Origin of the sequence: Cryptosporangium japonicum (genome assembly GCF_039524755.1) — a bacterium.
In the GTDB taxonomy this organism is placed as follows: Bacteria; Actinomycetota; Actinomycetes; order Mycobacteriales; family Cryptosporangiaceae; genus Cryptosporangium; species Cryptosporangium japonicum.
In genome coordinates this window covers 234540-249287 of record NZ_BAAAGX010000017.1, presented here as the reverse complement: position 1 = coordinate 249287, position 14748 = coordinate 234540, and the positions used below count along the sequence as shown (strand labels likewise).

The 14748-nt window shown below is 71.0% G+C and carries 15 protein-coding genes; 4 read left to right on the top strand and 11 right to left on the bottom strand.

Annotated features, from left to right (window positions below):
• Positions 1–7 precede the first annotated feature (7 nt).
• The gene (locus ABD437_RS23145; protein WP_344650990.1) at positions 8–880 is read left to right on the top strand and encodes a GNAT family N-acetyltransferase; all 873 of its coding nucleotides are present in this window, start codon (positions 8–10) and stop codon (positions 878–880) included.
• On the opposite strand, the gene ABD437_RS23140 is transcribed toward ABD437_RS23145, so the two are convergent.
• Both ABD437_RS23140 and ABD437_RS23135 read right to left on the bottom strand, forming a co-directional pair.
• Positions 832–1677, bottom strand: a complete 846-nt coding sequence (locus ABD437_RS23140; protein WP_344650989.1) for a carbon-nitrogen hydrolase family protein — start codon at positions 1675–1677, stop codon at positions 832–834. The genes ABD437_RS23145 and ABD437_RS23140 overlap by 49 nt on opposite strands.
• 10 nt (positions 1678–1687) lie before the next feature.
• Positions 1688–2521, bottom strand: a complete 834-nt coding sequence (locus ABD437_RS23135; protein WP_344650988.1) for an EamA family transporter — start codon at positions 2519–2521, stop codon at positions 1688–1690.
• 125 nt (positions 2522–2646) lie between these two features.
• Here ABD437_RS23135 and ABD437_RS23130 point away from each other — a divergent pair, with 125 nt between their 5' ends.
• A complete protein-coding gene (locus tag ABD437_RS23130; RefSeq protein WP_344650987.1) occupies positions 2647–3210 on the top strand; it encodes a helix-turn-helix domain-containing protein in 564 nt (187 codons plus the stop codon).
• Here the strand turns inward: ABD437_RS23130 and ABD437_RS23125 are convergent.
• From ABD437_RS23125 to ABD437_RS23090, 8 genes are all read right to left on the bottom strand, one after another.
• On the bottom strand, positions 3167–4018 hold the full coding sequence (locus ABD437_RS23125) for a YndJ family protein (RefSeq protein ID WP_344650986.1): 852 nt from the start codon (positions 4016–4018) through the stop codon (positions 3167–3169). The genes ABD437_RS23130 and ABD437_RS23125 overlap by 44 nt on opposite strands.
• A gap of 59 nt (positions 4019–4077) precedes the next feature.
• A complete protein-coding gene (locus tag ABD437_RS23120) occupies positions 4078–4848 on the bottom strand; it encodes a hypothetical protein (RefSeq protein WP_344650985.1) in 771 nt (256 codons plus the stop codon).
• Positions 4835–5353, bottom strand: a complete 519-nt coding sequence (locus ABD437_RS23115; protein ID WP_344650984.1) for a SigE family RNA polymerase sigma factor — start codon at positions 5351–5353, stop codon at positions 4835–4837. Before ABD437_RS23115 ends, ABD437_RS23120 begins: the two co-directional genes overlap by 14 nt.
• Before the next feature lie 110 nt (positions 5354–5463).
• Positions 5464–6747, bottom strand: coding sequence for an ATP-dependent Clp protease ATP-binding subunit ClpX (gene clpX / locus ABD437_RS23110; RefSeq protein WP_344650983.1), 1284 nt, complete (start codon positions 6745–6747; stop codon positions 5464–5466).
• Between the two features lie 114 nt (positions 6748–6861).
• Entirely contained in the window at positions 6862–7527 is a 666-nt protein-coding gene (locus ABD437_RS23105; protein WP_344650982.1) for an ATP-dependent Clp protease proteolytic subunit, read from the bottom strand.
• Between the two features lie 45 nt (positions 7528–7572).
• Entirely contained in the window at positions 7573–8145 is a 573-nt protein-coding gene (locus ABD437_RS23100; RefSeq protein ID WP_344651016.1) for an ATP-dependent Clp protease proteolytic subunit, read from the bottom strand.
• 242 nt (positions 8146–8387) lie between these two features.
• Positions 8388–9758: a trigger factor gene (tig, locus tag ABD437_RS23095; RefSeq protein WP_344650981.1), complete on the bottom strand. Its 1371-nt coding sequence runs from the start codon at positions 9756–9758 to the stop codon at positions 8388–8390.
• Between the two features lie 203 nt (positions 9759–9961).
• Positions 9962–11320: an MFS transporter gene (locus ABD437_RS23090; RefSeq protein ID WP_344650980.1), complete on the bottom strand. Its 1359-nt coding sequence runs from the start codon at positions 11318–11320 to the stop codon at positions 9962–9964.
• Between the two features lie 133 nt (positions 11321–11453).
• Between ABD437_RS23090 and ABD437_RS23085 the strand changes: the two genes are divergently transcribed.
• Positions 11454–13019, top strand: coding sequence for a M12 family metallopeptidase (locus ABD437_RS23085; protein ID WP_344650979.1), 1566 nt, complete (start codon positions 11454–11456; stop codon positions 13017–13019).
• Here the strand turns inward: ABD437_RS23085 and ABD437_RS23080 are convergent.
• Positions 12971–13654: a GNAT family N-acetyltransferase gene (locus ABD437_RS23080; protein ID WP_344650978.1), complete on the bottom strand. Its 684-nt coding sequence runs from the start codon at positions 13652–13654 to the stop codon at positions 12971–12973. The two genes, ABD437_RS23085 and ABD437_RS23080, sit on opposite strands and share 49 nt — an antisense overlap.
• A gap of 104 nt (positions 13655–13758) precedes the next feature.
• Between ABD437_RS23080 and ABD437_RS23075 the strand changes: the two genes are divergently transcribed.
• Positions 13759–14652 carry a DUF5996 family protein gene (locus tag ABD437_RS23075; protein WP_344650977.1) on the top strand — a complete coding sequence of 298 codons (894 nt, stop codon included), beginning with the start codon at positions 13759–13761 and terminating at the stop codon, positions 14650–14652.
• The last annotated feature ends 96 nt before the right edge of the window (positions 14653–14748 follow it).

The window sequence follows — 14748 nt, the reverse complement described above, 5'->3', positions numbered from 1 at the left end:
GTCAGGCGTGCGCTGTGAACTGCTCCGCGGGGCGATCGGCCTGTCCGCGTTCACGCCGGCCGCCGCGTCCTGGCTGGCTCGTGACCCGGTCCGCCACAACCACCTGGCCACGGTGGTCAGCCAACGCGCCGACGGCGTTCTGCCCACCGAGCCCGACGCGCTGTGGGCGCTGATCGGCGCCGCACCGGGCACCCCGCCCACCTGGGTCGCGGCCTGGACCCCACCGCACCTGCTGCTCGTGCCCGAGCTGGACGACGAGGCCGCGTCCGCGCTCGTCGACGCCCTGCTCGAGGCCGGTGAGACGCTGCCCGGCGTCACCGGGATGGCGCCCGGTCCGTCGGCGGTGGCCCGCGCGTGGACGAGCCGCACCACCGCCTCGGCCCACCGCGGCATGGCCACGAAGCTGCTCGTCCTCGACGGGTTACGACCACCGTCCGACGTTCCCGGGCGGCTCATCCGCGCCGACTGGACCTACCGGCCCTGGTTGATCCGGGCCGTACTGGGCTTCGAGGCCGACGCCCACTCCGACGAACCGGAGCCGTTCACCGAGCGGGAAGCGGCCCGCCGGGTGGATTACTTCCTGAGCGGCGGGCGCGCCTGGCTCTGGGAGGTGCGTGGCGAGCCGGTCACGATGGTCTGTTTCGCCCCACCGGCCGCGGCCAGCTATCGCATCAACGCCGTCTACACCCCTCCGGAGCACCGGCGGCGTGGTTACGCGGCGGCCGCGACCGCCGAACTCAGCCAGCACCTGCTCGACATCGGGGCGGCCACCGTGCTGCTGTTCACCGACGCGGCCAACCCGACGAGCAACGGCGTCTACGAGCGGATCGGCTATCGGGCGGTGGCCGACGGCGAGACCTGGACCTTCACGCCGTCCTGATCCGGCAGCCGCCGGTTGGCCAGGCTGGGCAGCTCGGCGCGCACGTCCTCCAGGCGCTCCAGATCCAGATCCGCGGTGACGACGCCGACGACGTCGGGCGCCTGGGCGACGACAGTGCCCCACGGGTCGATCACCATGCTGCGGCCGAAACAGGTGCGGCCGGGCTCGTGGTCACCGATCTGGCCGGCCGCGACGACGTAGCACTGGTTCTCGATCGCCCGGGCGCGCAACAGCACCTCCCAGTGGTCGCGGCCGGTGTGGGCCATGAACGCCGCCGGGACGACGAGCACCCGGGCCCCGGCCACCGCCAGCGCGCGGTACAGCTCGGGGAAACGCAGGTCGTAGCAGATCGAGAGCCCGACGGGGGTGCCCTCGACGTCCGCGACGACGAGCTCCTCCCCCGGCGCGATCGTCTTCGACTCGTGGTACGAGACGCGACCGGGGATCTCCACGTCGTAGAGGTGGATCTTGCGGTAGGCGGCGATGCGCCGGCCGGACCGGTCGAACACCAGGCTCGTGTTGTAGGCCCGCTCGCCGTCCTCCGCGCGTTCGCGGAACGACCCGGCCAGCACGGTGAGGTTCAGTTCGCGCGCGGCGCGGGAGAAGAACTCCGCGAACTCACCGTCGACGGTCTCCGGCTCCGGTTCGCCGCGACGGCGCCCCAGGTAGTCGACGAACTCCGGCAGTACGGCGAAGTCGGCACCGGCCGCCGCGGCCCGTTCCAGCAGACGCCGGGCCTCCGCGAGGTTCGCCGCCCGGTCGTCCCGTGAGTTCAACTGACACACCGCTACGCGCATGGTTCAAGTCTTAACCGGTGGCGGCGAGAAGGGCCAGGGCGGTTCCGGCCAGGCCCAGGCCGAGCAGCTGCCAGCCGCGCACCTTCTCGCGGTCGAGCACCAGCGCGAGCACGACCGTGCTGGCCGGGTAGAGCGACGCCAGCGGCGCCACCAGCGCGAGCTGCCCGCTGTTGTTGGCCAGCACGTAGAGCACGTTGGCGACCGTGTCGAACGCGCCCGCGGCCAGCGCGAACGGCAGCGCCGCGCGCGGCACGGACATCCGTTCCCGGCGCACCGAGCTCAGGACGACGAGCGCGAGGATCGCCGCCACCTGCGCGACGACGAGCGGCCACTGCCCGGTGCCGGGGTGCACCCGGTCCAGCAGCACGAAGAACAGGCCGAAGCCGACGCCGGCCACCACGGCCAGCCCCACCAGTGCGGGCGTGACGTGCGCCGGCCGGCCTCCACCTGCGCTCACCAGCGCGATCGCCACGACCGCGCACCCGACGCCGAGCAGCGGCACGGTGCCGGGTGACCCGTCGACCAGGATGCCGACGATCACCGGCAGCACCGCCGACGCCGCCGCGGTGACCGGGGCCACGACCGCCATCGCTCCGGCCGACATCGCCTTGTAGAACAGGACGACCGCGCCGACGCCGGCCAGACCGGCCAGCGCCGCCCACCCCAGGTCGGCGGCGGACGGAGCGGTTTCGGCCCCGAGGAGCAGCGTGATGACCAGCAGCAACGGGAACGCCGACACCTTCGCCACCACCGTCACCGCGACCGCGGGTGCGCGCTTGCCTGCGGTTCCACCGCAGTAGTCGCCGACGCCGTAGACCAGGGCGGACCCGGCAGCGAGCAGCACCGGGATCATCGCCGGGGCCAACCGGTAGCGTTGTTCATGGCACCGTTTGTATCACTGAACTGACCGAAGAGGCCAATATAGTGACCACAGCTCGGGATGACGCGCGCCCCGCGATCGCACTCCTCGTGGGTGAACGGGTCCGGGGCCTGCGCACCGGGCGCCGCTGGTCACTGGACGAGCTGGCCGGCCGCTCCGGCGTCAGCAAGGGCATGCTCGTGCAGATCGAGGCGGGGCGCACCAACCCGAGCATCGGCACGCTCGTGCGCATCGCCGACGCGTTCGGCGTCACCGTGGCGCGGTTGGTGGAGGAGGCGCGGCCGCCGGAGGTGCAGCTCACCGGCCCCGACGACTACCGCGTGCTGTGGGAAGGCCCGTCCGGGGGCCGGGCGACGCTGTTCGCCGGCCTCGACGACCCGGAGTTCGTCGAGTTCTGGGAGTGGGTGCTGGAGCCGGGCGAGGAGCACGTCTCCGAGGACCACTCGGTGGGCACGCACGAGATCGCGCACGTGGTGGACGGCACGATGACGCTCGTCGTCGGCGACGTGGAGCTGCGTGTCCCGACCGGCCACACCGCGGTCTACCCCGGCGACGTGCCGCACCGGTACCGCAACGACGGCGAGTCGGCGGCCCGCGTCCACATGGTGGTCACGATGCCACCGGGTGAGTTCGATCGGCGGACGCGACGCTGAGCCGGCTGAACGCCAGCACCGCACAGAGACCGAACCCCAGTGCGTTCAGGACGCCGTGGGTGGCGGCCATCCAGGTGAGGCTGAGCTTCGGGACGCCGAACGCCTCGCCCAGCGCCCAGTCGAGCGCGAGCAGCATCGTCACGACGAGCACCACCGAGGAGATCGTGAGCAGGACCCGCGCCGCCCGGTCCGACACCGAGGCTCGCAACCGCCAGGTCAGCGCGCCGACCACCCACATCCCGGCGGTGAGCACCGCCGCCCCGGCCAGCTCCACCACCTCACCCGCGAAGAACCCGATCAACACCAGCAGGGTGCCCGCCGGCACGGTGAGCGCGGCGAACTTCGCCGCCCGGGCGGCCGGGGCCGCGCGGGTCGCCTGCGCCACGAGCCCCGCGACCAGGGCGGCCGCGAACCCGGCGTAGTGGAAGTGGGCGACGGTGAGAAGCAGGATCTTCGGGCCGAACCCCAGCACCGTGCCGCCGACGCGCTCGACCACCAGCGAGGCACCCGCCACCGCCGGCGTCACCAGCGCGGTGAGCGCCGCCACGTCCACCGGCGCGAACGACCGGTCCCGCAGGAACCGAGCCGCCCCCGTGCCCGCCAGCACGAACGTCCCGACGGCGTAGACACAGGCGAGCCCGACCGCGGGACTGCTCACCGGCATCGCCAGCGAGAGCGCGCCGACGATCGCGACCGGCGGCCACACCTTCCGGAGCATCCGGAGACCGGGCGCCTCGAGCAGCCCCAACCCCACCGGCACGATCACCAGCATGCCGAGCGCTATCGCCGCAACCACGACCCACCGCATCGTCGACCTCCCGATTTGAGCACCTGCTCAAATCATGGAAGCACGCTTTGAGCGATCGCTCAAGACTCGGTGAACCGGCTCCCGTCCCAGCGGTAGGTGTGCACACCGTCCGCCGAGTTGACCTCGTTGTGGTCGACGACGATCGCGCCGTCCTCGATCCAGTAACGGGGACCCGTGCTCTGCGGGTTGATCTGTGCCACCAACCCGAGCAGCTGCGGACCTCCCCGGGCGTTCGCGGTATACACCGCGACGGCCGGCTGGTACTCCGTGATCCGGCTGCCCTCGCCGGTGCCGACGCAGTCGAACGCCACCACCGCGTCCGGCCTGCCGTCGTTCGTGACGTCGCCGTACTCCGGCTCACTGTCCGGGAGCATCCGGTACTTCAACCGTCCCCACTGCCCGCTCTCGAACATCGCCGTTCCGGCCGTGAACCGCAGCCGGTCCGCCGAGCACACTCCGTATACCGGCAGGTCGAGGACGGCGTTCTTCCAGTCGGTAGTAGTCAGCGAGGCCGCCGGCTCGGACGAGCCCGAGGGCGACTGACCCGAGGGCGACGGACCCGAGGGCGACGGACCCGACGGGGCCGGGGACGCGACCGACGGCGTCGGCGGCTGTACCGGACGCAGGGTCTGCGGTCGATCGATCCCGACGACCGCCACTCCCCCGGCCGTCACCACGGCGACGACGGCCGCCAGCACCACCAGCCGGGTACGCCGCCGACGCCGCCCCGCGGCCGCGACGGCCTCCGGACCCGCACCACTGAACGACGGCCCCGCGTCGTGCCGGAGGCCGCCGAACAGCTCCGCCACCCGGTCCTCACGCCCGCTCATCGTCGTACCTCCCGTCGTAGACGTCGACCTCGACCTCGACGAGGCGGGCGGCGAGCGCCGTACGGCCACGGTGCAACCAGGCTTTGACCGTGCCGATCGCCGCACCCTCCTGCTCCGCGATCTCCGCGACGGACAGGTCGCCCACGTAGTGCAGCACCACGGCCCGGCGCTGCTTCTCGGGCAGCACCGCGAGCGCGGCGACGAGCGTCACGTGCTCGGGGCCCGGCGGTGGGGCGTACTGCTCCCGCTGCCGACGTGCGAACGCCAGCGCCGTGCGAGCCCGACGCCAGCGGCTCACCGCCAGCCGCCACGCCACCCGGCGCACCCACGCCGCCGGATCGTCGTACCGCGACAGCACCGACCAGCGCAGCCACGCGCGCGTGAACGCCTCCTGCACCAGGTCCTGGGCCTCGGCATGGTCACCCTGGTAGGCGTACAACTGCTTGCACAGGCCGGCGTAGTGCTCGGCGTAGAACCGCCCGAAGTCCCGCCCGGTCTCGGCCACGGCCCTCCTCCCCGTCGTCGGAGAGGACACGCGCGAAGCAGGACGAGGGTTGCACCCGACAAACGAATCGACCCCCGCCCTGCTGGGCGGGGGTCGATCGGCGAAACCTTCTAGGCGCTCTTCTCGCGGCGCTCGCGCTTCGGAACGTCCCGGGGGACGATCGTCGGCAGCACCTTCTCCAGCACGACCTCGCGGCTGATCACGACGCGGGCGACGTCGGGACGCGACGGGATCTCGTACATCACCGACATCAGCACCTCCTCCATGATCGCCCGGAGGCCACGGGCCCCGGTGCCACGCAGGATCGCCTGGTCAGCGATGGCCTCGAGTGCGTCCCGGGTGAAGTCCAGCTCCACCCCGTCGAGCTCGAAGAGGCGCTGGTACTGCTTCACCAGCGCGTTGCGTGGCTCGGTGAGGATCTGCATCAGCGCGCGCCGGTCGAGGTTGCGCACCGTGGTGATGACCGGGAGACGGCCGACGAACTCCGGGATCATCCCGAACTTCAGCAGGTCCTCCGGCATGACCTCGGCGAACACGTCGTCGGTGGTGCGCTCGGACGCGGAGATGATGTTCGCCGCGAAGCCCAGGCCGTTCTTGCCGACCCGGTTCTCGATGATCTTCTCCAGCCCGGCGAACGCCCCACCCACGATGAACAGCACGTTGGTGGTGTCGATCTGGATGAACTCCTGGTGCGGGTGCTTCCGACCGCCCTGCGGCGGAACACTCGCGGTGGTGCCCTCCAGGATCTTCAGCAGCGCCTGCTGCACACCCTCGCCGGAGACGTCACGCGTGATCGACGGGTTCTCGCTCTTACGAGCGATCTTGTCGACCTCGTCGATGTAGATGATGCCGGTCTCGGCGCGCTTGACGTCGTAGTCGGCGGCCTGGATCAGCTTCAGCAGGATGTTCTCGACGTCCTCACCGACGTAGCCGGCCTCGGTCAGCGCCGTGGCGTCGGCGATCGCGAACGGGACGTTGAGCAGCTTGGCCAGCGTCTGCGCCAGGTGCGTCTTGCCGCAGCCGGTGGGGCCGATCAGCAGGATGTTCGACTTCGCCAGCTCGACCGGTTCCGGGCCGCCGTTGCGGTGGCCCGTGTTCTCGGCCTGGATGCGCTTGTAGTGGTTGTAGACCGCCACCGCGAGCGCCTTCTTGGCCGAGTCCTGACCGACCACGTACTGGTCGAGGAACTCGCAGATCTCGATCGGCTTGGGGAGCTCGTCCCACTTCAGCTCGGAGGACTCGGAGAGCTCCTCCTCGATGATTTCGTTGCACAGGTCGATGCACTCATCACAGATGTACACGCCTGGGCCCGCGATGAGCTTCTTTACCTGCTTCTGCGACTTTCCACAGAAAGAGCACTTAAGCAGGTCTCCGCCGTCACCGATCCGTGCCACGAACGACCATCTCCCTGTCCTCGCCGGACCGCCGGCCGACTGACTCCTCGACGGTACATGCTCCGCGCCCTCGCTGACCCCTGGTCGCGAGGGCGCGTTGCCTTATTACGACTCTCAACCCGCCGCGACCGGAATCTTCTTGCGGCTTTCCAGCACCTGGTCGATGAGGCCATACTCCTTGGCCTCGTCCGCCGTCAGGATCTTGTCCCGCTCGATGTCCTTGCGGACCTTCTCGATCGGCTGGCCGGAGTGCGACGAAAGCATTTGTTCCAACTGCGTACGCATGCGCAAGATCTCACGGGCCTGGATCTCGATGTCCGAGCCCTGGCCGCCGCCCTCGCTGTAGGGCTGGTGGATCAGCACGCGGGCGTTCGGCAGCGCGAGGCGCTTGCCGGGCGTCCCGGCGGCGAGCAGCACGGCCGCGGCGGACGCCGCCTGGCCCATGCACACCGTCTGGATGTCGCAGCGGACGAACCGCATCGTGTCGTAGATCGCGGTCAGCGCGGTGAACGAGCCGCCCGGCGAGTTGATGTAGATCCAGATGTCCCGGTCGGGGTCCATCGACTCGAGGCAGAGCAGCTGGGCCATCACGTCGTTCGCGCTGGCGTCGTCGATCTGCACGCCGAGGAAGATGATGCGCTCCTCGAACAGCTTGTTGTACGGGTTCATCTCCTTGATCCCGTACGACGTGCGCTCGACGAACGACGGCAGGACGTAGCGGCCCTGCGGAGCGGTTTCGCGGTTGTACAACCCGGAGCCCGGGAAGCTTAGGTCACTCATTTCAGGTCCTCCGGACGAGAAAATGGCGGATCGGTGGCTGCGCGCTCAGTGAGCGCCGGTGGTCGCCGCCACGTCGGAAGTGGTGGGCAGCACCGCGTCGATCAGGCCGTACTCCTTGGCCTCGTCAGCGGTGAACCAGCGGTCGCGGTCGGAGTCGGCTTCGATCTGCTCGACGCTCTGACCGGTGTGGAAAGCGATCCGCTCCTGCATCAGCTTCTTCGTGTACAGCATCTGCTCGGCCTGGATCGCGATGTCGCTGGCCGAACCACCGATGCCGCCGGAAGGCTGGTGCATCATCACCCGGGTGTGCGGGAGGGCGTACCGCTTGCCGCGGGCGCCGGCGCACAGGATGAACTGCCCCATCGACGCGGCCAGGCCGAGGCCGTAGGTGGCCACGTCGTTCGGGATGAACTGCATGGTGTCGTAAATCGCCATGCCGGACGAAACACTGCCACCCGGCGAGTTGACGTACAGCGCGATGTCGCGCTCGGGGTCCTCCGCGGAGAGCAGCAGCAGCTGGGCGCAGATGCGGTTGGCCATCTCGTCGTCGAACTGCTGGCCGAGGAAGATGATGCGCTCCTTGAGGAGCCGGTTGAACACCGAGTCATCGAAGCCCATGCCGCCCGAGCTCGGCGCGCGGCCGACCGCGGGTGCTGCCGGTGTGTCGAAGTGGGTCACGATGCCTGCCTTCGCCTTGAACGTGATGCTGGGCTGAAGCTTTTCGAGCTGTGGGGCCTGCTTGCGCTGGGCCGACCAGAACTACGCGGCTGGCCGTACGCCTGACACTAACGCGGCCCCGAGGCGCCTGACGGGGCCTCGGGGGGCTGTTCGCTGTGAGCGCACGACCACGGCCCGGAGGATCAGACCTGAGCCGGAGCCGACTCGGCCTCGGCGTCCGCCTGGGGCGGGTTGATCTCGTCCTGCAGCGCCTTCAGGTCGACCGGGTTGCCGGCCGAGTCGACGATCTTCGCCTGGTCGGTGACGACCCCGAGCGCCTTGCCGCGGCGCAGGTCGGCGACGACGATCGGGAGCTCGCCGTTCTGCACGAGCTGGTCGGCGAACTGCTGCGGGTTGACGCCGGACTGCTGGGCGCGCCGGACGACCTCGCTGGTGAGCTCACCGTCGTCGATGCCGACCTCCTCGGCGTCCGCGACGGCGTCGAGCACGAGCTGGGAGCGGACGGCCTGAGCGCAGTCCTTGTCCAGCTGCTCGTCGAACTCCTCCTGCGTCTGGCCCTCGTTCTCCAGGTACTGCTCCAGCGTCACGCCGGCGTTCTCCAGCGCGTGGCCGAGCTGGTGGCGGCGGTACTCGATCTCGTCGGCGAGCACCTTCTCCGGCATCGGCACCTCGACGGCCTCGAGGAGCGCCTCGAGCGTCTTGTCACGGGCCGCGACGGCCTGCTCGAGCTTCTTGACCCGGCCGAGCCGGTTCCGGACGTCGTCCTTGAGCTCGTCGAGCGTGTCGAACTCCGACGCGGTCTGGGCGAACTCGTCGTCCAGCTCCGGGAGCTCCTTCTCCTTCACCGTGCGGATCGTGACCTTGACGTCCGCCTCCTGGCCGGCGTGCTCGCCACCGGCCAGTGTCGTGGTGAAGGTGACCTCGTCGCCGGCCTGGTGGCCCTCGATGGCCGCGTCGGTGCCCTCGAGCAGCTGGCCGCTGCCGACCTCGTAGGACACGTTCTCGGCGCTGCCGCCCTCGATGGCCTCGCCGTCGATCGTGGCGACCAGGTCGAGCTGCACGAAGTCGCCGGTGCGCACCTCGCGCTCGACACCCTTCAGGGTGGAGAACCGCTGGCGCAGGCTGTCGACCTGGTTGTCGATGTCCTCGTCGGAGACGACCGCCTCGTCGACGGTGACCTCGAGCGTCGAGTAGTCCGGGAGCGCGAGCTCCGGGCGGACGTCGACCTCGGCGGTGAACGAGACCTTCTCGCCGTCCTGCAGTTCGGTGACCTCGACGTCGGGGCGCCCGATCACCTTGATGTCGTGCTCGCGCACGGCGGAGGAGTAGTGCGCCGGGATCGCGTTGTTCAGCGTCTCCTCGAGCACGGCCGCGCGGCCGATCCGCTGGTCGATCAGGCGCGGCGGGACCTTGCCCTTGCGGAAGCCGGGGATCGAGACCTGGCTGGCGATCGAGCGGTAGGCCTCGTCGAGGTTGGGCTTCAGCTCCTCGAAGGGCACCTCCACGGCGAGCCGCACCCTCGTCGGGCTCAAGGTCTCGACGGTGCTCTTCACGTGTGTGCTCCTCAACGCTGCAGGTGTAATTAGGTGTTCAATCTCTGTGGGTTTCAGAGGGTAGGGCCCGCCCAGGACCGAGGCAGCGACAAATCGCCGACGATCGACACGGGGCACCACCAGAAGACGCGCACGCGGATAGACCGCAGGATTGACTCTACGCAGTCTATGCGACCGCCGATCAGCGACCGCACCCCAGCGTCCTACCCCGGTACGAGCAGGCGGGCCGCGTGGGCGTCCGGGCGGATCGTGGTCGCGGCCAGCGCGGCTCCGGCGAGCAGGAGCACGCCGGCCAGGCCGAGGGCGGCGGCGAAACCGGCGCTCTCGCTCGGCGCCAGGTCGACGACGAGCCCGCTGGCGAACGGGGCGGCGACGTTGCCGGTGGTGGCCAGCGCGTGGGCGGTGGCCAGCACGCCCGAGCGCTGGGCCGGTGGGCACACGTCGGCGATCGCCGCGTTGGTGAGCGGGGTGAGCGCCGGCCCGGTGGAGAACGCGACCGTCATCGCGGCGAGCAACGGCCAACCCGCGCCCAGGCGGCTCATGACGATCAGCGCGATCCCGCCCGCGACCATCGCGACCGCCGGAACCACCCCGTAGGCGACGCGTCGCGAGACGCCGCGGCGCAGCAGGCGGTCGGCGACCAGGCCGGCCACCAGGATCGAGACGATCGAGAAGATGCTCGGGAGCCCGACGAGCAGGCTCACCGTGGACGGGTCGTAACCGGCCTGCTCCTCCAGGTAGGTGGGGAGCCAGGTGAGCGCGAGACCGAGGGTCCAGAACACGGTGAAACCGGCCAGTACCGCGCCCCACCACGTGCTGAGCGCGAAGATCCGCCGGTAGGGCACCCGTTCGGCCGGCCCGCCCGCGGCGCCGGCCGTCGTTCCGGGGGTTCCGCGTGAGCCGCTCGGCCCGTTGCCCGCGGTGGTGCCCGGGGCGGCGTAATGATGAGGACCGGTACCACCGACCGCGAGCCAGCCGATCGCCCAGATCAGCCCGAGCACGCCGAGGATCCCGAAGGGAGCCCGCCAGCCGTAGGCCTGGATCGCGAGCATGAGCAGCGGGGCGCCGACCACGATGCCGGCACCGCCGCCGATCGCCAGCAGGGCGGCGGCGAGGGCACGGCTGCGGATCGGCACCCAGGTGAACGCCGTGTGCGACGCGAGCGGCACGGCCGGGCCCTCCCCCGCGCCGAGCAGGACACGGGTGCCGACGAGGCCGGCGAACCCGACGACCGGGAGCAGGACCGGCAACTGCGCGATCGACCAGACGACCGCGAGCCCGGCGAGCAGCCAGCGCGGTGAGACCCGGTTGCCCAGCAGGCCGATCACGATCGCGGTGAGGCAGAACAACAACGAGAAGCTGCTGCCGATGGCGCCGAACTCGGCGTTGGTGAGCCCCAGGTCCGCCATCATCGGCGGGCCGACCAGGCCGAGGATCGCTTTGTCGCCGAACGCCAGCATGGCGTAGAGGGCCAGCAGGAACACGATCAGCCGGGCGCGCGGCGGCCAGGGCTCCTGCCCGAGCGGCGCGGTGGCCCGACCGGCCCGAGACGTCGTCGCCATGGTGCGGACTCCCATCGCCGGGGCGACGCCACTGTACGGCGTTTCCGGACCGCTCCCGTCAGTTCCACAATGGTTTTCCACACCGGGAACGAAGCCGTCGTCGACGGCGGGTGCAGCGTGTATTGATGTGTCCATGTCGGAGACCGGCGTGGGATATGTGTACGGGCAGACCTTCGGTGCCCGCCGGGTCGTGTTCAGCGTCCGGGACGGGCGCGCGATCTTCGAGGGCGACATCGTGCTCGGCCCGGTGCCGGAGGTGTCGGCGCGGTCCGCGGTGGCCGTTCCGGGCGAGAGCTTCCGCTGGCCCGACGGGGTGATCCCGTACGAGATCGATCCGGCGTTACCCGAGGAACAGCGCTCCGCGGTGGAGGCCGCGGTCGAACACTGGAACACCCGCACCCGGCTGGCGGTCGTCCCCCGGGACGGCGAGGACGACTACGTCAGGTTCGTACCCGGCGGCGGGTGCACGTCGTCGGTCGGGCGGCAGGGCGGGATGCAGACGCTGGACCTGGGCACCGGGTGCTTCTTCGGTCAGGCCACGCACGAGCTCGGGCACACCGCCGGGCTCTGGCACGAGCAGAGCCGCGAGGACCGCGACGAGTTCGTCCGCATCGTCTGGGACAACATCGATCCGGGCCAGAAACACAACTTCGACCAGCACATCACCGACGGCGACGACGTCGGGCCGTACGACTACGGGTCGATCATGCATTACCCGGCGGTCTCGTTCTCGATCAACGGTGAGCCGACGATCGTGCCGCTCCTCGACGGGGCGGAGATCGGGCAGCGCGAGGCGCTGTCGGCCGGCGACCGGGCGGCGATCCGGGAGCTGTACTCGTCGCTCGAGCCGTCCGACGCGAACACCTGGGTGGGGTCCTTCGGCGTCCTGTACCACCTGCGCAGCCGCGGCACGTACCACCTCGGGTCGCTCGCCACCGGTGCGCTGACCTGGACGGAGGTCGGCCACGGCGGGCCCGGCCCGGTGGGCGACTTCGACGGCGACGGCCTCGACGAGGTGCTCGACGCGGCCGGCGGGCGGATCGGGCGGCTGGTCGAGGGGCGGTTGAGCTGGTCGCCGGTGACCGCGCGGGTGCTCGGCCCGCAGTCCTGGGTGGGGCGGTTCCGTCCCGGTGGCCCCGACGAGGTCCTGACCTACTACCCCACCGACAACTCGTGGTGGCTGGGCTCGTCGGAGTGGAGCTACGCCGGCAACACCGAAGGGTTCACCGCGGACATCTCGACGCTGCTCGTCGGCGACGTCGACGCGGACGGCGTCGCCGAGCTGCTGGTCGCCGACCAGGGCGAGTGGTGGTGCGCGAAGCTGGGCGCGTCCGGGGAGTTCGAGTGGTCGGTGGTGGGCGAATCCGCCGGCCGGGCGCTCGGGGTGACGTCGGGTGGCCTGCTCGTGACCACCGCCGACTCGACGCTCCTGGGGTCACTGGTGGACGGCGCGCTGACGTGGCGGCCGGTGGGGGCGGCCGGCCCGCCGGGGCGGCTGGTCGGTGGCCGGTTCGTCACGAGCCCGGACGGCGTGTGGTCGTTCGACGGGACGGCGTGGACGTCGCTGGACGGTGCCGCCGGCGACGTCGCGTGGGCGTTGGGCGACGGCCGGGTGTTGACGTACTCGTCGCTGGACGCGTCGTGCCGCCTCTACACCCCGGGCGCCGGGTGGTCACTGGCGGCGACGTTCGAGGCCTGAATTCCGAACAACGCCAGGCCGGGCTCGAGGCCGGTGAGCGTGATCGGCTCGATCGGGGAACGCCAGCCGGCCCGCTCGAGCCGGAACCGCTGCTCGACGGCCGGCTCGCCCCGGATCGACCGGCTGACCGTCCCGTTCGGGGCGTACCCCAGCCGGCGCGAGACGCCCAGCGAGGCCGGGTTGTCGGTGACCGCGCCGGTCACCGCCGCGCGGGCGCCGAGACCGTGGAAGGCCAGGTGCAGCACGGCGGCACGCATCTCGACGCCGAAGCCACGCCCCTGGTAGCGCCGGCCGAGCCACGATCCGGTGTGGACCTCACGGAGGACGGCGAAGTCGTCGCCGCCGATCGCCTGGGTGCCGATCACCGTGCCGTCGGCGACGGTGACCAGTTGCAGGGTCCACTTCTCCGGCGTCCAGTCGGCGAGTGACCTCCAGTGGTGCTGGACGGTGGAGCGGCTGCGCTCGGCCGGGGGCGCGTCGGTCCACTCGGAGGCGAACGGCTGCCGGGCCGGATCGTGGATCGGGCCGGCGGAGAGGGTCGCGAGTGCCGCGAGGTCGTCCGGGGTGGGGAGCCGGAGCTCCAGGCGCGGCGTCGTGATGCGCAGGTCGTAGAGCGGCCAGTGCTCGTTGATCACCCGGTCAGTATCGCCGGGGCCGCACCCGGCAGGCCGATGGACCGGTGACGGTTACGGTGGTGATCCGGGTGCCTGCGCTCGGCCGGCCTGCCGAAGGGACCGATGTGACCTCTGAACCGATCGCCCGTCCCTGGCCGCGGCTGCGCGTCGCCGACTGGGCCGACACCCGCGACACGCTGCACCTGTGGACGCAGATCGTCGGCAAGATCCGGATGGCGTACGCACCGCCGGTCAACCACTGGTGGCACGTGACGCTCTACCCCAGCGCCCGCGGCCTCACCACCTCCGCCGTGCCCCACCCCGACGGCGTCTTCGAGCTCGAGTTCGACTTCGTCGACCACCAGCTCCACGTACGCACCAGCGACGGCGGCGCGCGCGACGTCCGCCTCGAACCGAAGTCGGTCGCCACCTTCTACGGCGAAACCCTCGACGCGCTGGCCGCGCTCGGGCTGCGCCCACGCATCCACCCCGCACCCAACGAGGTCGAACTCGCGATCCCGTTCGCCGAGGACACGCAGCACACCGCGTACGACGGCGCGGCCGCCCATCGGTTCTGGCAGCAACTGCTGCACGCCGACCGCGTCCTGACCCGGTTCCGCTCCGAGTTCGTCGGCAAGGCCAGCCCGGTCCACTTCTTCTGGGGCGCGATGGACCTGGCCTACACCCGCTTCTCCGGCCGCATCGCCCCGCCGCACCCCGGGGGCGCACCCAACTGCCCGCCGTCGGTGATGCACGAGGGCTACTCGCACGAGCTGGCGAGCTTCGGCTTCTGGCCCGGAGGGGGCGCGGAGGGCGCGTTCTACGCCTACGCGTACCCGGAGCCGCCGGGTTACGGGGAGCGCACGAAGGCGTACTACGACGAGAAGCTGAACGAGTGCGTGCTGCCGTACGAGACGGTGGCCGACGCCGCCGACCCGGAAGCGACCCTGCTGGAATTCCTGCGCACGACGTACACGGCCGCCGCCGACCTGGCCCGATGGGAGGTCGCGGGTTCGTGACCCGGAACGCCCACGCGCCGTGAACAGCCGGAAATCCAGTCGGGGTGGCCGGAGTCAGCCGAAAGCCACGCCCCACCGGCGGCGCTAGACGACACC